Annotated in this window: 29 protein-coding genes; 2 read left to right on the plus strand and 27 right to left on the minus strand. The window is 58.7% G+C overall.

All coding sequences use genetic code 11. The features are described from left to right. Positions 1-42 precede the first annotated feature (42 nt). The 18 genes from rpsK to rpmC all read right to left on the minus strand — a co-directional run bounded on the left by rpsK (position 43) and on the right by rpmC (position 9,642). Positions 43-432: a 30S ribosomal protein S11 gene (gene rpsK, locus R1T40_RS14125; RefSeq protein WP_106165215.1), complete on the minus strand. Its 390-nt coding sequence runs from the start codon at positions 430-432 to the stop codon at positions 43-45. Positions 433-448: 16 nt separating this feature from the next. Continuing rightward, entirely contained in the window at positions 449-817 is a 369-nt protein-coding gene (rpsM, locus tag R1T40_RS14130; protein WP_106165216.1) for a 30S ribosomal protein S13, read from the minus strand. 213 nt (positions 818-1,030) lie between these two features. Further along, a complete protein-coding gene (locus R1T40_RS14135; RefSeq protein ID WP_106165217.1) occupies positions 1,031-1,363 on the minus strand; it encodes a DUF6693 family protein in 333 nt (110 codons plus the stop codon). An 85-nt stretch (positions 1,364-1,448) separates the two neighbouring features. Continuing rightward, positions 1,449-2,096, minus strand: a complete 648-nt coding sequence (locus tag R1T40_RS14140) for an adenylate kinase (RefSeq protein WP_106165218.1) — start codon at positions 2,094-2,096, stop codon at positions 1,449-1,451. Next, complete coding sequence (gene secY, locus R1T40_RS14145; RefSeq protein ID WP_106165219.1) at positions 2,093-3,457, minus strand: preprotein translocase subunit SecY; 1,365 nt, start codon at positions 3,455-3,457, stop codon at positions 2,093-2,095. The genes R1T40_RS14140 and secY overlap by 4 nt, the downstream gene beginning before the upstream one ends. A 110-nt stretch (positions 3,458-3,567) precedes the next feature. Next, complete coding sequence (rplO, locus tag R1T40_RS14150) at positions 3,568-4,038, minus strand: 50S ribosomal protein L15 (RefSeq protein ID WP_106165220.1); 471 nt, start codon at positions 4,036-4,038, stop codon at positions 3,568-3,570. Positions 4,039-4,679: 641 nt separating this feature from the next. Beyond that, a complete protein-coding gene (locus tag R1T40_RS14155) occupies positions 4,680-4,910 on the minus strand; it encodes a DUF1127 domain-containing protein (protein WP_317384579.1) in 231 nt (76 codons plus the stop codon). 355 nt (positions 4,911-5,265) lie between these two features. Then, complete coding sequence (gene rpmD, locus R1T40_RS14160; RefSeq protein WP_106165222.1) at positions 5,266-5,454, minus strand: 50S ribosomal protein L30; 189 nt, start codon at positions 5,452-5,454, stop codon at positions 5,266-5,268. A 12-nt stretch (positions 5,455-5,466) separates the two neighbouring features. Beyond that, positions 5,467-6,045 carry a 30S ribosomal protein S5 gene (rpsE, locus tag R1T40_RS14165; protein WP_106165223.1) on the minus strand — a complete coding sequence of 193 codons (579 nt, stop codon included), beginning with the start codon at positions 6,043-6,045 and terminating at the stop codon, positions 5,467-5,469. A 161-nt stretch (positions 6,046-6,206) separates the two neighbouring features. Continuing rightward, positions 6,207-6,566 (minus strand): 50S ribosomal protein L18, encoded by a 360-nt coding sequence (gene rplR, locus R1T40_RS14170; RefSeq protein WP_106165224.1) that lies wholly within the window; start codon positions 6,564-6,566, stop codon positions 6,207-6,209. An 11-nt stretch (positions 6,567-6,577) separates the two neighbouring features. Then, entirely contained in the window at positions 6,578-7,111 is a 534-nt protein-coding gene (gene rplF / locus R1T40_RS14175; protein WP_106165225.1) for a 50S ribosomal protein L6, read from the minus strand. Between the two features lie 15 nt (positions 7,112-7,126). Continuing rightward, positions 7,127-7,519, minus strand: coding sequence for a 30S ribosomal protein S8 (rpsH, locus tag R1T40_RS14180; protein ID WP_106165226.1), 393 nt, complete (start codon positions 7,517-7,519; stop codon positions 7,127-7,129). 12 nt (positions 7,520-7,531) lie between these two features. Then, the gene (gene rpsN, locus R1T40_RS14185; RefSeq protein ID WP_106165227.1) at positions 7,532-7,837 is read right to left on the minus strand and encodes a 30S ribosomal protein S14; all 306 of its coding nucleotides are present in this window, start codon (positions 7,835-7,837) and stop codon (positions 7,532-7,534) included. Positions 7,838-7,856: 19 nt separating this feature from the next. Further along, complete coding sequence (gene rplE / locus R1T40_RS14190; protein ID WP_106165228.1) at positions 7,857-8,420, minus strand: 50S ribosomal protein L5; 564 nt, start codon at positions 8,418-8,420, stop codon at positions 7,857-7,859. Beyond that, positions 8,420-8,725 carry a 50S ribosomal protein L24 gene (rplX, locus tag R1T40_RS14195; protein ID WP_106165229.1) on the minus strand — a complete coding sequence of 102 codons (306 nt, stop codon included), beginning with the start codon at positions 8,723-8,725 and terminating at the stop codon, positions 8,420-8,422. Before rplX ends, rplE begins: the two co-directional genes overlap by 1 nt. A gap of 2 nt (positions 8,726-8,727) precedes the next feature. Then, a complete protein-coding gene (gene rplN, locus R1T40_RS14200) occupies positions 8,728-9,096 on the minus strand; it encodes a 50S ribosomal protein L14 (RefSeq protein ID WP_042456818.1) in 369 nt (122 codons plus the stop codon). Between the two features lie 102 nt (positions 9,097-9,198). Beyond that, positions 9,199-9,429, minus strand: a complete 231-nt coding sequence (gene rpsQ / locus R1T40_RS14205; protein ID WP_106165230.1) for a 30S ribosomal protein S17 — start codon at positions 9,427-9,429, stop codon at positions 9,199-9,201. Between the two features lie 12 nt (positions 9,430-9,441). Continuing rightward, entirely contained in the window at positions 9,442-9,642 is a 201-nt protein-coding gene (rpmC, locus tag R1T40_RS14210; protein ID WP_106165231.1) for a 50S ribosomal protein L29, read from the minus strand. A gap of 278 nt (positions 9,643-9,920) precedes the next feature. Here rpmC and R1T40_RS14215 point away from each other — a divergent pair, with 278 nt between their 5' ends. Beyond that, positions 9,921-10,532 (plus strand): hypothetical protein, encoded by a 612-nt coding sequence (locus R1T40_RS14215; protein ID WP_317384580.1) that lies wholly within the window; start codon positions 9,921-9,923, stop codon positions 10,530-10,532. Positions 10,533-10,661: 129 nt separating this feature from the next. Here R1T40_RS14215 and R1T40_RS14220 read toward each other — a convergent pair whose 3' ends face one another. Further along, positions 10,662-11,705, minus strand: a complete 1,044-nt coding sequence (locus R1T40_RS14220) for a succinylglutamate desuccinylase/aspartoacylase family protein (RefSeq protein WP_317384581.1) — start codon at positions 11,703-11,705, stop codon at positions 10,662-10,664. A gap of 369 nt (positions 11,706-12,074) precedes the next feature. Here R1T40_RS14220 and R1T40_RS14225 point away from each other — a divergent pair, with 369 nt between their 5' ends. Beyond that, the gene (locus tag R1T40_RS14225; RefSeq protein WP_317384582.1) at positions 12,075-12,875 is read left to right on the plus strand and encodes a TylF/MycF family methyltransferase; all 801 of its coding nucleotides are present in this window, start codon (positions 12,075-12,077) and stop codon (positions 12,873-12,875) included. 60 nt (positions 12,876-12,935) lie between these two features. On the opposite strand, the gene R1T40_RS14230 is transcribed toward R1T40_RS14225, so the two are convergent. The 8 genes from R1T40_RS14230 to rplB all read right to left on the minus strand — a co-directional run bounded on the left by R1T40_RS14230 (position 12,936) and on the right by rplB (position 17,680). Further along, positions 12,936-13,556, minus strand: a complete 621-nt coding sequence (locus R1T40_RS14230) for a TIGR02466 family protein (protein ID WP_317384583.1) — start codon at positions 13,554-13,556, stop codon at positions 12,936-12,938. A 141-nt stretch (positions 13,557-13,697) separates the two neighbouring features. Beyond that, positions 13,698-14,408, minus strand: a complete 711-nt coding sequence (locus tag R1T40_RS14235) for a substrate-binding periplasmic protein (protein WP_317384584.1) — start codon at positions 14,406-14,408, stop codon at positions 13,698-13,700. Between the two features lie 129 nt (positions 14,409-14,537). Next, complete coding sequence (locus R1T40_RS14240; protein ID WP_317384585.1) at positions 14,538-14,849, minus strand: hypothetical protein; 312 nt, start codon at positions 14,847-14,849, stop codon at positions 14,538-14,540. A gap of 177 nt (positions 14,850-15,026) precedes the next feature. Then, positions 15,027-15,440, minus strand: coding sequence for a 50S ribosomal protein L16 (rplP, locus tag R1T40_RS14245; protein WP_106165237.1), 414 nt, complete (start codon positions 15,438-15,440; stop codon positions 15,027-15,029). A 12-nt stretch (positions 15,441-15,452) separates the two neighbouring features. Then, positions 15,453-16,172 (minus strand): 30S ribosomal protein S3, encoded by a 720-nt coding sequence (rpsC, locus tag R1T40_RS14250; protein WP_106165238.1) that lies wholly within the window; start codon positions 16,170-16,172, stop codon positions 15,453-15,455. Next, a complete protein-coding gene (gene rplV / locus R1T40_RS14255) occupies positions 16,172-16,552 on the minus strand; it encodes a 50S ribosomal protein L22 (protein WP_005621907.1) in 381 nt (126 codons plus the stop codon). The genes rpsC and rplV overlap by 1 nt, the downstream gene beginning before the upstream one ends. A 3-nt stretch (positions 16,553-16,555) precedes the next feature. Beyond that, complete coding sequence (gene rpsS, locus R1T40_RS14260; protein WP_106165239.1) at positions 16,556-16,834, minus strand: 30S ribosomal protein S19; 279 nt, start codon at positions 16,832-16,834, stop codon at positions 16,556-16,558. A 3-nt stretch (positions 16,835-16,837) separates the two neighbouring features. Continuing rightward, positions 16,838-17,680, minus strand: a complete 843-nt coding sequence (gene rplB / locus R1T40_RS14265; protein ID WP_106165240.1) for a 50S ribosomal protein L2 — start codon at positions 17,678-17,680, stop codon at positions 16,838-16,840. Positions 17,681-17,695: the final 15 nt, after the last annotated feature.

A 17,695-nucleotide genomic window follows, 5' to 3' on the forward strand; every position in this document is an offset into this window, starting at 1 on the left:
GGGGCCCTGCATGCGGCAAGGCCCCAGTGAGTTTACTGTCGCTTAGACGCGGCGGCGCTTCGGTGGGCGGCAGCCGTTGTGGGCAGTCGGGGTCACATCACGAATGTTGGTGATGTTGAAGCCAACCGCGGCCAGCGCGCGCAGGGCGGATTCACGACCCGAACCGGGGCCTTGAACTTCGACCTCGAGGGTCTTTACGCCGTGATCCTGTGCCTTGCGGCCTGCGTCTTCTGCAGCCATCTGCGCAGCATAGGGCGTGGACTTACGGGAGCCCTTGAAGCCCATGGTGCCTGCGGAGGACCAGGAGATCGCATTGCCCTGAACGTCAGAGATCAGGATCTTGGTGTTGTTGAACGAGGAGTTCACATGAGCAACGCCGGTGGCGATGTTCTTGCGCTCTTTACGCTTCGTGCGGGTTTTATCACGTGCCATCTGTCAGGACCCTCCCTTACTTCTTCTTACCAGCAATGGCCTTTGCGGGGCCTTTGCGAGTACGAGCGTTGGTGTGGGTGCGCTGACCACGGACCGGCAGGTTGCGACGGTGGCGCAGGCCACGGTAGCAGCCGAGATCCATCAGGCGCTTGATGTTCATCTGCACTTCGCGACGCAGGTCACCTTCAACGGTGAAGGTTGCGTCGATATGTTCGCGGATGGCCAGAACTTCTGCATCGGAGAGTTCGTTCACACGACGGGTTTCGTCGATGTTAACGGCCTCGCAGATCGCTTTGGCAGAGGACGGGCCGATGCCCGTGATGTAGGTGAGGGCGATTGGGACCCGTTTGGAAGTCGGGATGTTAACGCCGGCAATACGTGCCACGTGTCACTTTCCTTTTGGTTGCGGTTCCGTAACTCCAGAACCTTTTTTCACAACACTCAACCATCGGCACAGGGCGCGAGGGTCCAGCATGTATCGAGGTAGTCAGGTGGACAACAAAAATTGCCCGCCTGGAATGATTCCCAGCAGGGATGTCGGTTCGTATTGGCATTTGACCGAAGGGTCAACCCTCAATGCGCCAAAGCCGTTCCCCTGCTAAAGCTCCGTTGTTTTTACTGCGTTCAGGATACGCTTTATCACCGCCGGCCAGTATATCAGATACGCAAGTCCGAACGTCACAATCGTCAGAAGCAACCACACGAGCGCGTGCCCCAAGATATCAACAAAGCCGATCTCGACAGAGAGCTTGGCGATCTTCGCACCCTCCGCGTCCAGCACATAGGTTCGGTTCACCGGCGCCATGAGGAAATAATACGGCAGCACGAACAGCGCCAGCCCGAGTGTAACAATGGATAGAATGATCCAGATGATGAGCTGACCGATGGCCTCCGCCACCGAGAATTCGCAGGTAAAGCGCCGTCCCAACATACCAATCTCCAATTCAAACAAAAAGTCCCGCCACGATTGTTATCGTGGCAGGACAATTCAACTTTGTTGCGAGCGTGACCTTATGTCAATCGCCGAGGATCCAGCCGATGGACTTCTGAACCTCGTCGATGGAGGCCAGACCGTCCAGGCGCTGCAGATCGCCCTTGGCCCAGTAGTAGCCGATCAGCGGCGACGTCTTCTTGTAGTATTCCATCAAACGCGTCTTGAGACTGTCCTCGTTGTCGTCGGGACGGCGCTTCTGCGTGGTGCCGCCACAATTGGCGCATTTGCCATCGGCAGGCCACGGCTTGGTCTGGTCGTGGTAGACTTCGCCGCAATCGCCGCAAGTGGAGCGGCCGGTGATGCGGGCAACCAGCGCCTCGTCATCGACCTGCATCTCGATCACCGCGTCGAGCTTCATGCCCATCTCGCCCAGCAGCTTTTCCAGCGCATCTGCCTGCGGCAGAGTGCGCGGAAAACCGTCAAAGATGAACCCGCCTTCGGAGCCATCTTGGAGCTTCTCACGGATCAACCCGATCACGATCTGGTCGGTGACCAGTTTGCCCTCGGCCATGATCGCCGCAACTTTCTTGCCCATCTCGGTGCCGGAGGCCTGCGCGTCGCGCAGCATATCCCCGGTCGAGAGCTGAACCATGTTGCGGGTTTCAACCAAATGACGCGCCTGCGTCCCTTTCCCCGCGCCGGGCGGGCCCATGAGAATGATGTTGGTCATCGACGAGCAGGTCCCCGTTTGGTGCGTTTTTTGTTACGACCGCGCAGCTGGCTCTTCTCGATGAGGCCTTCATACTGATGCGCGAGCAAATGGCTCTGAACCTGCTGGATCGTGTCCATGGTCACGGAGACCACAATCAGGACCGAGGTGCCGCCGAAATACACCGGAATGGCGAAGTTGGCGCGCAGGATCTCGGGCAGCAGACAGACAAGCGCCAGATAGCCGGAGCCCAGGACCAGAATGCGGTTCACCACGTATTCGATGTATTCCGCGGTCTTCTTGCCGGGACGGATACCGGGCACAAAGCCGTTCTGGTTCTTCAGGTTCTGCGCGACGTCATCCGGTTTGAAGGAAACGTTGAACGTGTAGAAATAGGCGAAGAACACGATCATCGACGTGAAGAACAGCAGGTAGAGCGGCTGACCGGGACCGAAGTTGGCCAGCAGCCAGCTCATCACCGGGCTCGACGCGGAGCCCTGGCTGAAGGTGGAGATCGTCGTTGGCAATAGCAGCAGCGAGGAGGCAAAGATCGCCGGGATCACGCCCGCCGGGTTGACCTTGACCGGCAGATGCGAGGAGCCACCGTCATAGACCTTCATGCCGACCTGGCGACGCGGATACTGGATGTGGATCTTGCGAAGTGCGCGCTCCATGAAGACCACGAACATGATCACCGCAATCACCATTACGATCACCGCGATGATCACCGCAGGAGAGATCGCACCGGAGCGGCCAGAGGCAAAGAACTGCGCCATGGCAGCGGGAACCTCGGCGATGATGCCGACAAAGATAATCAGGGAGATGCCGTTGCCGATGCCGCGGTTGGTGATCTGCTCACCCAGCCACATCAGGAACATGGTGCCACCCACCAGAGTGATCATGCAGGCCATGCGGAAATACAGGCCCGGATCCAGGGCCAGATCGCCCGCTTCGAGCGAGGCGGCAAGTCCATAGGCCTGTGCCGTCGCCAGCACGACAGTGCCGTAGCGCGTGTACTGGTTGATCTTCTTGCGGCCCTGCTCGCCCTCTTTTTTAAGCTGTTCGAGCGCAGGCACCATGGAGGTCAGCAGCTGCACGATGATGGAGGCCGAGATATAGGGCATGATGCCAAGGGCAAAGATGCCCATGCGCCCAAGTGCGCCACCGGTAAACATCGACACCATACCGCCGATGCCCTGCCCTGCGGAGTCCATGAACTGACGCAGCGCAACGGTGTCGATTCCCGGCACGGGAATCCACGTGCCCAAACGATAGACAATCAAAAGTCCGATCGTGAACAGGATGCGGTTGCGCAGATCCGTGGCCTTGCCGAGCGCTGCCCAGCTGGTGTTCGCCGCCATTTGTTCTGCTGCTGATACCATGAAATAGGTCTCTTCTTGCGAAAACGCCGCCCGGAACCGTTTTCCGGCTCGGACGGCGTATGGGAAAACTGATGACTTATGTAAGCGGCTTACGTGCCGCTCACAAGCCGTTACTCAGCTGCGGCCTCAGATGCCACGGTCAGGGCGCCGCCTGCCTTGGAAACTGCCTCAACGGCAGATTTGGAGGCACCGGTCACCGCGATGGTCGCTTTTGCGGAGAACTCACCTTTGGCCAGAACCCGGACACCGTCCAGTTTGCGACGGACGAGACCGGATGCAACCAGGCTGTCTTCGGTGATCGAAGCAGCGTCGAGCTTGCCGGCGTCGATGAATTTCTGGATCAGGCCGAGGTTTACCACAGCGTATTTCTTGGCGTTCGGCTTGTTGAAGCCGCGCTTCGGCAGACGCTGGTAGAGGGGCATCTGGCCGCCTTCGTAGCCTTTAATGGCGACGCCGGAACGAGATTTTTGCCCCTTGATACCACGGCCACCCATTTTACCCTTGCCGGAGCCGGGGCCACGGCCAACGCGTGTGCGTTTCGGGGTTGCGCCGGGATTGTCGCGCAGTTCATTGAGTTTCATATCGCTTCTCCTACAGCCGGAAGTAACCCATGAAGCGAAGCGGGTCAGACACGGCACTTTTTGACTTTGATTCTGTGCCTCTTTTGAGGCCACCGTGGGCGTATAGACGGGATGCGGGTCCGGATCAAGTGGCCAGGGGAATTGCCCCGCCCTGCCGTGCCGGAAACTGGCCGCATATCGCGACAACACGCAGGCCAGCGTTGCGTCAAACGAGCGCCATGCCTCGCGAATGACACAGGATTTAGCCACGCGCTTCGGCCCGGATGAGGCCCCTGCCCCGCCGGCTCATGACGTCTTCGCAATTTCGATGATCTGCCCTGCCTGCCTTACGGATGGAAAGAATGGCGGCGCCGCCGGATCGGAATGGGTTGGAGGCGTCACCCTCCGCGAAGACCAGATATCTGTTTCGCACCCCGGGGCGTCACCCCCAAGGTCCTGTTCCATTTGGGTCCGGCTTGCCACACCGGCCCGCGAGCTGCGCAACTCGCCGAACACAATGCCATTCCGGCATGAAAATCCGGTGGCCGGAGCGCCCGCTGCCCATGCAACAAAAAACGCCCCCACGATGTGGAGGCGTTTTCGTCAGCCTGCGACAAACCCCGAGGGAGGAGGAAGGGTCGCGCCACTGTCTGCTGTTGGTATCAGGCGCCGTAGACGTGTGTCCGGGCCAGGTCCACGATGTCGGAACGACGGACGCCGATATCGGCAAGGTCACGGTCGGTCAGCGAATCGAGTTCGTTGAATGTGCGTTTGTATTCACGATGCAGCGCCCAGGACGTCCGTGCGCTCTCGGCGACGCCGCGCAGGCGGGCCATGAGGGAGGAGGTCGCGGTGGTGGTGGTGGTGGTGGTGGTGTTCAGTGCATGTGCCATCTGTATGATCCTTAATCTCTAGCCGGGACGGTTTTCCGCGGCTCTTGTTGTCTGTTGTGTTCTTTTGACACTTGGAGAGATAAGGCAGGTCGTTGGCGCTAACAACTGACAGTTCGGAACAGCCGCTATGCACCTGCAGCATAGACCCGCACCGCGGAAACGCCCTCCCGATACTGCGCAACATCACGGGCTGCAGAATGCCAGGAGGTCTTTGAACCGCACCGGTGACATCTGAATTGGCCATCACCTGGCCCCATGCGGGCATCCATCCAGGCTGATTGCCGAGGCGTGCAACAAAAAACGCCCCCGGATCTCTCCGGAGGCGTTCAGTACTTCGGTCAATCGAGAAAGAGGCTTAGCCGCGCTCTTCGACGATTTCGACCAGATGCTTGATCTTGTTGATCATGCCGCGCACGGAGGGGGTATCCTCCAACTCGCGGGTTTTGTGCATCTTGTTCAGGCCCAGGCCGATCAGGGTTGCGCGCTGGTCGGCGGGGCGACGGATCGGGGAGCCGATCTGTTTCACGACGATAGTTTTAGCCATGGATCAGTCTCCTTACGCTTCTTCAGCCACTTGGCTGGACTCGGCCGGAGCCTCGTCCCGCTTGGGCAGGATATCCGCAACTTTCTTGCCACGACGCTGAGCGACAGAGCGCGGGCTCTGTTCTTTCTTCAGACCGTCGATGGTGGCGCGGATCATGTTGTAAGGGTTCTGAGAGCCGACGGACTTGGAAACCACGTCCTTGATGCCCAGCATTTCGAAGACGGCACGCATCGGGCCACCTGCGATGATCCCGGTACCTTCCGGAGCGGTACGCATGACCACTTTACCGGCGCCGTGACGACCATACATGTCGTGGTGGAGGGTCCGACCCTCTTTCAGCGGCACGCGGATCATCTGACGCTTGGCTTGCTCAGTCGCCTTGCGGATCGCCTCGGGTACTTCTTTCGCCTTACCCTTGCCGAAACCTACGCGGCCCTTCTGGTCGCCTACGACGACGAGAGCTGCGAAGCCAAAGCGCTTACCACCCTTAACGGTTTTGGACACGCGGTTGATTGCGACCAAACGATCTGCAAATTCCGGTGTCTCATCGCGATCGCGACGGTTGCCGCGGCGGTTATCACGTTCTGCCATTTGGCATTCCTTCATGATGTGACGAGGAGGACATGCCGCCCCGTCCTTTGTTCCAATCCTGGTGGGCGGACAAAAGCCCAACCCCCGGATCATCGGGACCACCGAAATGGCCCACTCTCGAAATCAGTCGGGCGCCCCGACAGGCAGGGCGCCCGGATGACTTAGATTTTCAGACCGCCTTCACGCGCAGCGTCGGCCAGGGCCTTCACTTTGCCGTGGTACAGGAAGCCGCCACGGTCGAAGTATGCTTCTTCGACGCCAGCTGCCTTTGCACGCTCTGCAATCACGGAACCGACTTTTGCCGCCGCTTCGATGTTGTTCTTGCCAACAAAACCAAGATCCTTCTCGAGGGTCGAGGCTGCGGCCAGAGTTACACCTTTGACGTCGTCGATCACCTGAACAGAGATGTTCTTGTTCGAGCGGTGCACGGAGAGACGCAGACGACCTGCGTTCACCTTGCGAAGCTTGTTCCGGACGCGCAAGCGGCGCTTCAGAAACAGGGTACGTTTGCTGTTTGCCATTGTGTTCGTCCTTACTTCTTCTTGCCTTCCTTGCGGAAGATGAACTCGCCCTTGTAGCGGATGCCTTTGCCTTTGTAGGGCTCGGGACGACGCCAGTCGCGGATTTTCGCCGCCACTTCGCCAACCGCTTGCGCGTCTGCACCTTCCACAACGATCTCTGTCTGCTTCGGAGCGGTAATAGTGATACCTTCCGGGGCAGTGAAATCGACGTCGTGGCTGTAGCCGAGGTTCAGCTTCAGGGTGTTGCCCTGCATCTGAGCCCGGTAACCAACACCCTGGATCTCCAGCTCTTTTTTGAAGCCGGTGGTCACGCCTTGCACCATGTTGGCAACGATGGTGCGGGACATGCCCCACTGCTGACGTGCGCGCTTGGATTTGCCGCGCGGCTCAACAGTTACCACGTTGTCCTCAACAGTGAGGGTTACGTCGTCGGTTGCGGTGAAGCTCTGGGCGCCTTTCGGGCCCTTCACTTCGATGGTCTGGCCGGACAGGCTCGCGGAAACTCCGCTGGGCAGGTCGACCGGTCTTTTACCAATACGAGACATTGTACGTAGGCCTCCTTAGAATACGGTGCAAAGCACTTCGCCACCGACGTTGGCCGCGCGTGCGTTTGCATCCGACATCACACCCTTGGGGGTGGAGACAATCGACACGCCCAGGCCCTGACGGACCTGCGGAATGTCATTGACGCCCATGTAAACGCGACGACCGGGCGTGGAAACACGCTTCAGTTCGCGAATGACAGGTTCGCCTTCGTAGTACTTCAGGCTGATTTCAAGCGCCGGATGGCCGCGTTCATCAGTCCCTGCTTCATAGCCGCGAATGTAGCCCTCGGATTGCAGCACATCCAGAACCCAGGCACGCAGTTTGGAGCCCGGAGTCATGACGGTGGATTTGCCACGCTTTTGAGAGTTACGGATACGGGTGAGCATATCGCCGATAGGATCGTTCATATTGTCTCTCCCTTACCAGCTCGATTTCACCATGCCGGGGATCTGGCCATTCGAGCCCAGGTCCCGCAACGCGATCCGGCTAACCTTCAGCTTACGATAGTAAGCGTGGGGACGGCCGGTCAGCTGGCAGCGGTTATGCAGACGGGTTGCCGACGAGTTGCGCGGCAGTTTCGCCAGTTGAAGGCGCGCTTTGAAACGCTCTTCCATCGGGCGGGATTCGTCGTTCGCGATCTCTTTGAGCTCGGCACGTTTGGCAGCGTATTTGGCCACCAGGCGCTCGCGCTTCTTTTCGCGTTCGATCATTGCTTTTTTAGCCATGGTCTCTTCCTCTCCGCGATCAGCTGTTGAAGGGCATGTTGAAAGCTTTCAACAGCGCCTTAGCTTCCGCGTCGGTGTTCGCGGTGGTGGCAATTACGATGTCCATGCCCCAGGATTCGTCGATCTTGTCGAAATCGATTTCCGGGAACACGATGTGCTCTTTCAGGCCCATGGCGTAGTTGCCACGACCGTCGAAAGAGGTGCCGGACACACCGCGGAAGTCGCGGATCCGGGGCATCGCGATGGTGATCAGACGGTCGAGGAATTCGTACATCCGTTCGCCGCGCAGGGTCACCTTTGCACCCATCGGCATGCCTTCACGAACGCGGAAGCCAGCGATGGAGTTCTTTGCAATGGTGGTCAGCGCTTTCTGACCGGCGATCTTGGTCAGGTCTTCCTGAGCCGATTTCGCCTTCTTGCTGTCCTTAACGGCAGCACGACCGCAGCCGATGTTGAGAACGATTTTCTCCAGCTTGGGGATCATCATCTCGTTTTTGTAGCTGAATTCCTCTTTCAGGGACGCACGGATGCTGTCCTTGTAAAGGGCCTTCAGACGCGGGGTGTAGGTTGCATCGTCAAGCATCAGACAGTCTCCCCGGTGGTTTTTGCAAAGCGCACCTTCTTGCCGTCTTCCTCACGGAAGCCGACGCGGGTTGCCTTGCCGTTTGCGTCCAGCAGAGCCAGGTTCGACAATTCGATCGGCTGAGCTTTGGGCAGACGGCCGCCTTGGGCAGTCTGGGACTGACGGGTGTGGCGGATGGCCATGTTCACACCATCAACAACAGCTTTGCCGGCCTTGGGGTCGACGGAAGCAATCGTGCCTTCCTGACCTTTGTCCTTGCCAGCCAGCACGACGACCTTGTCGCCTTTGCGCAGTTTAGCAGCCATAGTTAGAGCACCTCCGGAGCGAGCGAGATGATCTTCATGAAGCTCTTCGCGCGAAGTTCGCGAACAACCGGGCCGAAGATACGGGTGCCGACCGGCTCGTTGTTGTTATTCAGGATAACAGCAGCGTTGCGGTCAAAACGGATGGCGGTACCGTCTTCACGACGAACCTCTTTGGCGGTGCGTACGACGACGGCCTTGCGGACGTCCCCTTTTTTAACGCGACCGCGCGGGATGGCTTCTTTAACCGAGACGACAATGATGTCGCCGACGGAAGCGTACTTACGCTTGGAGCCACCCAGAACCTTGATGCACTGAACTCGGCGTGCGCCGGAGTTGTCAGCTACATCCAGATTTGTTTGCATCTGGATCATGTGGTTTCTCCCGACCTTTGGGGCGCCGATGCGTGGCGTGATCCCCCAGGGTTTCGACTGTGCTGATCAGCAAAGTCGCCAGGAGCCTGTGGTTACAGGCTCTTAGGCGTCAATGACTTCCCAGCGTTTCGTTTTCGATTTCGGCGCGCATTCGATGATGCGTACGGAGTCGCCGACCTTGAAAGCGTTCTGTTCATCGTGAGCCCGGTACTTCTTGGACTTACGGATGGTTTTCTTCAGAACCGGGTGTGTGAAGCGGCGCTCCACGGACACGGTCACGGTCTGAGCGTTTGCGTCGGATGTAACGACGCCAGACAGGATACGTTTGGGCATCTGTAGAGCTCCTTATTCAGCTGCTGCTGCAGCTTTTTCGTTCAGGATGGTTTTCACGCGAGCAGCATTGCGGCGGGCCGCCTTGATGCCTGCAGTGTTTTCCAACTGACCGGTCGCTTGTTGAAAGCGCAGGTTGAAGCTCTCTTTTTTGAGGTTTGCGAGTTGATCGCGGAGCTCGTCCACGGTCTTGTCGCGCAGATCCTTGGCGTTCATCGCCTTGCGTTCCTTTCCTTGGCACCAGAGGGCCCCTTATGGCGGGTCACCCTTTGCCCTGGTGGGTTATGTAGACTGCACGGAAATGTGCAGAAAAAAGAATCGCCCGACACAATCCGACTCGCGAATTGCGGTGAGCGATGCGTCCCTCTACAGGAGCAACGCCGGAAGGGCAAGGGCAACCTGCCTATTGCCGTCCATACGCCGCATGCTTGACTTTGCACACTCGACCTCCCAGCACTGGCGTTGTGACTCCTCCATCAAAGGCCGCCTCCCACATGGACACATCAGCCTCCGACGTGGCCCCCGTTGAGCGACCGAAGCTGACTTTCGCACCGGAGGTTTGTGCATGGCTGGAGGACCATTACGCAAATGCCGATGTCATTCTAGAATATGGCAGCGGCGGCTCGACTGTGCTGGGGGCCGAGATGCCCGGCAAGACGCTTTATTCCGTCGAAAGCAGCCGTGACTGGCACGACATGATGCAACAGTACTTCGACCAGAATGATGTGCCGTCCCCGCCTTTGCTGCATTATGTGAATATCGGTCGCACCGGGAAATGGGGTCTCCCGGTCGACAATGAACACCACCACCGCTTTCACAAGTACCCGCTGTCGGTCTGGGATCTTGAGGGGTTTCGCCACCCCGATCTGATCCTGATCGACGGCAGGTTTCGCGTCGCCTGCGCCCTGACGGCCATGCTGCGCTGCACTCGGAAAGTGACGCTGCTGTTTGACGACTACCGGGACCGCAAACGCTATCAGGTGCTGGAGGAGTTCCTCGACCTCAAGGAAATGCGCGGTTTCATGGCCCGTTTCGAGGTCGAGCCGACCGCACTACCCCGCGAGCATATGACCCGCATCATCGGCCTGTTCGCGCGCGCATTCTAAGGAGCGCGCAACCGCAGCTGTGGACCAAGACGCATCCGCTGTCACTGATCGCGAAGCATGCCGCCGCGAGCTGCCAGTCAACATACTCTGCCCGATTGCGCTGCACGCCCGTTCTGTAAAGATGCAGACCTAGATAATCTCATCCTCATCAAACATCGCAGCTCCTTCCAGTTGCGCGTGCAAACTCTCGATCCGGATTTCGGCCTCGGAACTGTTCACCACCCGCGCAATGTGGAACAAGGCATCGCCCTCATTGACGATGGGCAGGTTGGCCCGCCCGATGATAAGGCCCGCCTGACTGGCCGTAAGCTCCATCTCCTCTTCGCCAAACGGGTCGGCGACGATGCCAAGAACATCTCCCTCTTCAACCATCTCGCCAGTGGTTTTGTAGGCGCGCAGCAAACCACCTGCGGGTGCGCGTTCCCAGCTGGAGTCGCTGGCGCGCACCGGCACCACTTCGGCCACGGGCACACCGTCATCAGGGATCATACCCAGCGCATGCATGACCCGCAAAATGCCCGCCACGCCAACGCGGGCAGATTGCTCGTCGAACCGCAGCCCCTCCCCCGCTTCATACAGCAGGATGTCGACGCCCGCCTTCTGCGCCTCATGCCGCAGGGACCCTTCGCGCAGGCCCGAGCGGATCACCACCGGTGCGCCAAAGGCGTCGGCATAGGCCAGCGTCTCCTGCGCCTTTGGCGACACCCGGATCTGCGGCATGTTGGTGCGATGAATGGCGGCAGAATGCAGGTCGATGCCAAGATCGGAGCGCGCCACGATTTCGGTCATGAACAGATGCGCCAAACGGCTGGCAAGCGAACCGCCTTCGCTGCCGGGAAAGCAACGGTTCAAATCACGCCGATCCGGTAGATAGCGCGAGTGGTTCAGAAACCCGAACGTATTGACGATCGGAACCACGATGAGCGTCCCCTTCAACCGCGCGAACTGGCGACTGCGCAGCAACCGTCGGGCGATCTCGACCCCGATGACCTCATCCCCGTGGATCGCGGCAGACACAAACAGCGTTGGCCCCTCTTCCGCACCATGGATGACGTGGGCGGACATATTTACGGGCGTGTGGTCGGACAGAACGCTGACCGGCATGTCCACTGTGCGGCGCGTGCCGGGGGGAACGTGAAAACCGCCAATTTCAAAAGGGGAACGCCGAGCCATAAAAAGCCTCTCGCAATTGTTTTGCGTGAAGCTATGCAGGTTTCACGACATTTACAATCTACCCGCGCAGTCAGACGCCCACATAGATGCAGGAAATGCGGCTCACGTCAGCCGATAGATCCCCCCGACGCCGACCTCAGGTCACGCTCGCCCGATTTTGCGGGGTGGAAGCCGCGCGCGATTTGCGCGCCTCCGCATCACGCACTCTTCGATCCACCGCCAACCAGGGGCGCCGGATCTCCTGTCACCGGACTCCGATCAGCGCACGAAGACGGTAGGATGAGAGCTTTTCTTAACGATTTGAATCTATTTCTGCATGAAACGCATTGAATATCTTTGCACCGATCTTCCAGCGCCAAGGACCCTACTATGAAGCACGAACCGTCTCTCAAACTCACCCCGACCTCCTTAGCCGGAGCAGAACTATACCTTGATCTGATGGAAAAGTGCCTTGCCAACACGATCTATGGCGACGCTCCGAATGATCCTTGGACCGGCCAGACCTACCGAGCGGGCCTGCGTGAGGTCGGGCGTGACTGGCCCAGTCAAGCACACACGATGATTGGCGCGAAACGACTGAAGAACGTCCGTGAACTGACAGAACTCGCAGTTCTCCAGGGGGTGTCCGGCGATCTGATTGAAACCGGCGTTTGGCGCGGGGGTGCCAGCATCATGATGCGCGCGGTCTGCAAAGCTTACGGCGATACAGAGCGCAGCGTTTATTGTGCTGACAGTTTCGAAGGTCTCCCCAGCCCCGATGCCGAGGCCTACCCGGCAGATGCAGGCGATGATCACAGCAATTATGAACAACTGGCGGTTTCGGTCGAACAGGTACAGGCAAACTTCGCCAGCTACGGGCTCTTGGATGACCAGGTGAAGTTTCTGAAAGGCTGGTTCAAAGACACGCTACCAAAGCTTGACGGCACCTTCGCCGTAGTTCGGCTGGACGGTGATATGTATGAATCCACCATCCAGGCGATTGAGGCACTATACCCGCAGCTTTCTGACGGCGGCTATCTGATTGTCGATGACTATGGCGCGGTTGAAGGTTGCCAACGCGCCATTCACGACTATCGCAAGGCGCATGGCATCAACGATCAGATGTATCAGATTGACTGGACCGGCGTGTGGTGGTGCAAGAATTCCAGCAAAATTCAAGCGACACCCTGAGCGCGCCGCTAGGTGTGCGCTTCTAGGTAAACTCTGACCGCTGCGACGTCGTCGCGGCGGTCACTCCCACCGATAGTTAAAGCTGACCGAAATTCGCTCATCTTCGGCCATGTTCATCGGCACCTCATGGCGGATGAAACTCTCCCACAGCAGTACATCACCAACCTTGGGCGTCTCGTAGACAAAGCTCCGCAGCTCGCGTCGGCACTCTTTGGTGCGCGGCGGATGAGCCATCATCATCGCGTGACGCGGATCCTCCAGTTTCAGAGCGGATGCCCCATCCGGCATCGAAACATAGGTGGTGCCGGAAATCACCGAATGCGGGTGAATATGGCTCGCATGGGTGCCGCCCTCGGGCAGAATGTTGATCCAAAGATCCTCAAGCTTCAGCACCCGCCCGTCGAGGTTCAGCTCCAGGTCCTGAGCAAAGGCCGCAACATGGGCATCAAGCGATTTGACCAGGTCGGCAAAGATCGGAAAGCGCCATGGCAGATCGGTGAGCGAGGCATAGGAGGTATAACCCGGATAGCCGTTCTCCTCGCACCAGTCCTGCCCCGCCTCGTCGTCCTCGGCGATGGTGATGCAGGAGGTTTGCATTTCCTGCGGATCAATATTGGGGCCGTGCTCGGAGAGCGCAGCCCGGTAAAGGCGGGTCACAAAGAGGGAATCGATCTGGGCCATGGGGCTCTGATAGCGCAAGGAGGCCCGTCTTGGCGAGAGGGATGCCGCGCTGAAAGCACAACACGCGCACCTAGGGTGCGCGTGTTACGAGACATGTAGATCAATGGCGGCGCCTACCGAGCGCCAAGGCTCGGAGAAACCCTATTTGTAGCGGGCCGCGATTTCAGCCTGCGTTCCGTCATCAATCATTGATTGCAACGCGGCCTGCATACGATCCACCAGCGCCTGATCGGTTTTCTGGCTACAGGCCAGTGACATCATGGTGGTGGAAAGGACCAGCGCCTCTTCAATCTCCACCCCATCCGCGAGCGCCGTCTCGAGGAAGGAGCCTGAGGTCGCCATCAAGTCGATCCGCCCTTGCAGCAGCTTTTTCAAGGTGGCCGATTGCGTCGGCGCAAGATCAATAGCGTCGAATCCCGCGCCTTCCAATACGCCAACAGTGTAATCGCCGGTCTGCGTTCCGGTGCGATAGCTGCGCGCCTCTTCGATTGTCGCAGGGGCGATATCGCTGCCAGCCTTGCGGACCAGAATGGTGCTATCCGAGGCAAGAGGTTCCACCCACTTGAACTTCGGATCACGCTCCGGCGTGTGCGTGGTGCTGAAAACGCAGGTATTCGGGCGGCGCTCTGCCTGACCGATGGCGCGCGACCACTGCGTCAGTTCCGCCTCGTAGGTGATGCCCGCGCGGTCCATGATTTCAAACACTTGGTCTGCCCCAAGCCCCACGATCTCGCCATCGCGTTCAAAGTTCAACGGAGCGTAATCCTCGGTGAACAGACGCACATCTGCGGCCTGAGCAGCACCAGAAACCCCGAGGGCAACAACCGTAATAAAACTAGTAACGAATTTCATGGATATGTCCTCTTGTCGTGTCGGATTCGACGATGACCGTAGATCAGAAAGCTGAATGAAACGTTCGTGCCATTGGGTGGCCTATTGTACGCATGGCCCACGCTTTCTACCGCCCCCAAATGAGTACCCTCAGCGCGCGGCATCAAACGTGTAATCGCAACCATCGTGGATCATCGCATGGCCTCGCGACATCGGGTTCCCCACCAAGAACCAACGCCAGCCACCACGTGGGGCCGGCCCAGGCGAATACGTGCAGCCATTTGCCAGCGTCCAATACGTCGCATCCTGATAGCGGTATGGCGCCTGACTGATCGGGAGCAATGCGGCCGTCGGAGTCACACCACTGAGGGCCTGCTCCTCTGGGAGGTACAGATCACAGGCCCCGACCAGCATCAAAACCACCCCAAAGCCAGCTGCACAAATTGCGTTCCCTGGTCTCATTTGGGTCTCCTGTATCCTGAACCATCCCCCAGCCAAAATAGGAACACAAAGTGAACATACGCTCTATGCTTCACAAAGTCAGCGTCAAAGGCGTCCACGGCCTTCGCTGAAACAACGAAAAAGCCCCCCGCCAGTCACCTGGCGGGGGGCTTTAAATTCAGTTGCTGAAAACTGGAATTACCAGTCTTCGCGCACCACGATACGTGTCTGTACCGACAGTTTCATGGCTGCGAGGCGCAGAGCTTCACGAGCAATGTCTTCACCGACGCCGTCGATTTCGAACATCACGCGGCCCGGCTTCACTTTGCACGCCCAGAAGTCCACGGAACCTTTACCCTTACCCATACGCACTTCGACGGGCTTGGAGGTCACCGGGGTGTCCGGGAAGATACGGATCCAGACACGGCCCTGACGCTTCATGTGACGGGTCATTGCACGACGAGCAGCTTCGATCTGACGGGCGGTCACACGCTCGGGTGTCACTGCCTTCAGGCCGTAGGTGCCGAAGTTCAGGTCGGAACCGCCTTTTGCGAGGCCTTTGATCCGGCCTTTGTGCATCTTGCGGAATTTAGTACGCTTTGGCTGAAGCATGTCGCGTTCTCCTTAGCGATCGCCACGACGGTTACCACCTGCACCGCGAGGTGCCGGACCGTCCTGGAGTTCCTGAGCCTTGCGATCACGCGCCTGAGGATCATGCTCCATGATCTCACCTTTGAAGATCCACACCTTGATACCGATGATACCATAGGGGGTGGTTGCTTCAGAGTGTGCGTAATCGATGTCTGCGCGCAGAGTGTGCAGCGGCACACGACCTTCGCGGTACCATTCGGTCCGTGCGATTTCAGCGCCGCCCAGACGACCAGCAACGTTCACCCGGATACCCAGGGCGCCCATACGCATGGCGTTCTGCACGGAGCGCTTCATCGCGCGACGGAAGGACACACGGCGCTCCAGCTGCTGAGCGATGGACTCGCCGACCAGCTGTGCGTCGAGTTCCGGCTTGCGGACTTCAACGATGTTGAGGTGCAGCTCGGAGTCGGTCATGGAAGCGATCTTCTTGCGAAGAACTTCGATGTCCGCGCCTTTCTTGCCGATGATCACGCCCGGACGCGCAGTGTGAATGGTCACACGGCACTTCTTGTGGGGGCGCTCGATGATCACGCGGGCAATACCGGCCTGCTTGCACTCAGTCTTGATGAACTCACGGATCCTGATGTCCTCGAGGAGGAGATCACCGTAGTCCTTCGTGTCAGCGTACCAGCGGCTGTCCCAGGTGCGGTTGATCTGCAGGCGCATGCCAACCGGATTGACTTTATGTCCCATTAGGCTTGCTCCTCAACTTGACGCACCTTGATGGTGATCTCAGCGAACGGCTTCAGGATCTTGCCGAAGCGACCACGGGCCCGCGGACGACCGCGTTTCATGGTCAGGTTCTTGCCAACCCAAGCCTCGGCGACGATCAGCTCATCGACGTCCAGGTTGTGGTTGTTCTCTGCGTTCGCGATGGCGGACTGAAGGCATTTCTTCACGTCCTGCGCGATCCGCTTGTTGGAGAAAGTGAGGTCGGTCAGAGCCTTGTCCACTTTCTTGCCACGGATCATCTGAGCCACCAGGTTCAGTTTCTGCGGGCTGGTGCGAAGCATGCGAATTTTCGCCATTGCTTCGTTGTCTGCCACGCGGCGGGGGTTCTTATCCTTGCCCATGACTTACTTCCGCTTCGCTTTTTTGTCAGCGGCGTGACCGTAATAGGTCCGGGTCGGCGAATACTCACCGAACTTCTGACCAATCATGTCTTCCGAGACGTTGACAGGAATGTGCTTGTGGCCGTTGTACACACCAAAGGTCAGACCCACGAACTGGGGCAGAATGGTGGAACGACGGGACCAGATCTTGATCACTTCATTGCGGCCCGACTCGCGCGCTGCTTCGGCTTTTTTCAGCACGTAAGCATCGACAAAGGGGCCTTTCCATACAGAGCGAGTCATAGATTAGCGCCCTTTCTTCTTAGCGTGACGCGAGCGGATGATCAGCTTCTGCGACGCCTTGTTGGTGTTACGGGTGCGCTTGCCCTTGGTCGGCTTGCCCCATGGTGTCACCGGGTGACGACCACCAGAGGTCCGGCCTTCACCACCACCATGCGGGTGATCGATCGGGTTCATGACCACACCACGGACGCTCGGACGCTTGCCTTTATGGCGCATACGACCGGCTTTACCGTAGTTCTGGTTGGAGTTGTCGGGGTTGGACACGGCACCGATGGTGGCCATGCATTCCTGACGGACCAGGCGCAGCTCGCCCGAGGAGAGGCGGATCTGAGCGTAGCCACCATCACGACCAACGAACTGAGCGTAAGTACCGGCTGCACGGGCGATCTGGCCGCCTTTGCCGGGCTTCATTTCGATGTTGTGAACGATGGTACCGATCGGCATGCCCGAGAACGGCATTGCGTTGCCCGGCTTGATGTCTGCCTTCGCGGAGGCAATGACCTTGTCACCAACTGCCAGACGCTGCGGAGCGAGGATATAGGCCTGCTCGCCGTCTTCGTACTTCACCAGTGCGATGAAGGCAGTGCGGTTGGGGTCATATTCAATGCGCTCGACGGTCGCGGCGACATCAAATTTGTTCCGTTTGAAGTCAACGATCCGGTAGAGACGCTTTGCGCCACCACCACGGCGGCGAGAAGTGATCCGTCCGGTGTTGTTCCGGCCGCCCGATTTGGTCAAACCCTCAGTGAGAGACTTGACCGGACGCCCTTTCCAAAGCTCCGAACGGTCGATCAGAACCAGCCCTCGCTGGCCCGGCGTCGTCGGCTTATACGACTTAAGTGCCATGCTTTCTGTCTTCCG

Origin of the sequence: Tritonibacter scottomollicae (assembly GCF_032924845.1) — a bacterium.
GTDB lineage: Bacteria > Pseudomonadota > Alphaproteobacteria > Rhodobacterales > Rhodobacteraceae > Epibacterium > Epibacterium scottomollicae.

What these genes read in the sequence shown, in the direction of transcription:
- R1T40_RS14155 (WP_317384579.1), bottom strand. Translation starts at nt 4,910, where the DNA reads ATGGCACATGCACTGAACACCACCACCACCACCACCACCACCGCGACC.
- rplN (WP_042456818.1), bottom strand. Translation starts at nt 9,096, where the DNA reads ATGATCCAGATGCAAACAAATCTGGATGTAGCTGACAACTCCGGCGCA.
- R1T40_RS14240 (WP_317384585.1), bottom strand. Translation starts at nt 14,849, where the DNA reads ATGAGACCAGGGAACGCAATTTGTGCAGCTGGCTTTGGGGTGGTTTTG.
- rpsQ (WP_106165230.1), bottom strand. Translation starts at nt 9,429, where the DNA reads ATGCCCAAACGTATCCTGTCTGGCGTCGTTACATCCGACGCAAACGCT.
- rpsC (WP_106165238.1), bottom strand. Translation starts at nt 16,172, where the DNA reads ATGGGACATAAAGTCAATCCGGTTGGCATGCGCCTGCAGATCAACCGC.
- R1T40_RS14135 (WP_106165217.1), bottom strand. Translation starts at nt 1,363, where the DNA reads ATGTTGGGACGGCGCTTTACCTGCGAATTCTCGGTGGCGGAGGCCATC.
- rplO (WP_106165220.1), bottom strand. Translation starts at nt 4,038, where the DNA reads ATGAAACTCAATGAACTGCGCGACAATCCCGGCGCAACCCCGAAACGC.
- R1T40_RS14220 (WP_317384581.1), bottom strand. Translation starts at nt 11,705, where the DNA reads ATGGCTCGGCGTTCCCCTTTTGAAATTGGCGGTTTTCACGTTCCCCCC.
- rpsK (WP_106165215.1), bottom strand. Translation starts at nt 432, where the DNA reads ATGGCACGTGATAAAACCCGCACGAAGCGTAAAGAGCGCAAGAACATC.
- rpmC (WP_106165231.1), bottom strand. Translation starts at nt 9,642, where the DNA reads ATGAACGCCAAGGATCTGCGCGACAAGACCGTGGACGAGCTCCGCGAT.
- rplX (WP_106165229.1), bottom strand. Translation starts at nt 8,725, where the DNA reads ATGGCTGCTAAACTGCGCAAAGGCGACAAGGTCGTCGTGCTGGCTGGC.
- rplV (WP_005621907.1), bottom strand. Translation starts at nt 16,552, where the DNA reads ATGGGCAAGGATAAGAACCCCCGCCGCGTGGCAGACAACGAAGCAATG.
- R1T40_RS14225 (WP_317384582.1), top strand. Translation starts at nt 12,075, where the DNA reads ATGAAGCACGAACCGTCTCTCAAACTCACCCCGACCTCCTTAGCCGGA.
- rpmD (WP_106165222.1), bottom strand. Translation starts at nt 5,454, where the DNA reads ATGGCTAAAACTATCGTCGTGAAACAGATCGGCTCCCCGATCCGTCGC.
- rplR (WP_106165224.1), bottom strand. Translation starts at nt 6,566, where the DNA reads ATGGCAAACAGCAAACGTACCCTGTTTCTGAAGCGCCGCTTGCGCGTC.
- rpsE (WP_106165223.1), bottom strand. Translation starts at nt 6,045, where the DNA reads ATGGCAGAACGTGATAACCGCCGCGGCAACCGTCGCGATCGCGATGAG.
- rplB (WP_106165240.1), bottom strand. Translation starts at nt 17,680, where the DNA reads ATGGCACTTAAGTCGTATAAGCCGACGACGCCGGGCCAGCGAGGGCTG.
- rplF (WP_106165225.1), bottom strand. Translation starts at nt 7,111, where the DNA reads ATGTCTCGTATTGGTAAAAGACCGGTCGACCTGCCCAGCGGAGTTTCC.
- rplE (WP_106165228.1), bottom strand. Translation starts at nt 8,420, where the DNA reads ATGCTTGACGATGCAACCTACACCCCGCGTCTGAAGGCCCTTTACAAG.
- R1T40_RS14215 (WP_317384580.1), top strand. Translation starts at nt 9,921, where the DNA reads ATGGACACATCAGCCTCCGACGTGGCCCCCGTTGAGCGACCGAAGCTG.
- rpsS (WP_106165239.1), bottom strand. Translation starts at nt 16,834, where the DNA reads ATGACTCGCTCTGTATGGAAAGGCCCCTTTGTCGATGCTTACGTGCTG.
- R1T40_RS14230 (WP_317384583.1), bottom strand. Translation starts at nt 13,556, where the DNA reads ATGGCCCAGATCGATTCCCTCTTTGTGACCCGCCTTTACCGGGCTGCG.
- R1T40_RS14140 (WP_106165218.1), bottom strand. Translation starts at nt 2,096, where the DNA reads ATGACCAACATCATTCTCATGGGCCCGCCCGGCGCGGGGAAAGGGACG.
- rpsH (WP_106165226.1), bottom strand. Translation starts at nt 7,519, where the DNA reads ATGAACGATCCTATCGGCGATATGCTCACCCGTATCCGTAACTCTCAA.
- rpsN (WP_106165227.1), bottom strand. Translation starts at nt 7,837, where the DNA reads ATGGCTAAAAAAGCAATGATCGAACGCGAAAAGAAGCGCGAGCGCCTG.
- rplP (WP_106165237.1), bottom strand. Translation starts at nt 15,440, where the DNA reads ATGCTTCAGCCAAAGCGTACTAAATTCCGCAAGATGCACAAAGGCCGG.
- secY (WP_106165219.1), bottom strand. Translation starts at nt 3,457, where the DNA reads ATGGTATCAGCAGCAGAACAAATGGCGGCGAACACCAGCTGGGCAGCG.
- R1T40_RS14235 (WP_317384584.1), bottom strand. Translation starts at nt 14,408, where the DNA reads ATGAAATTCGTTACTAGTTTTATTACGGTTGTTGCCCTCGGGGTTTCT.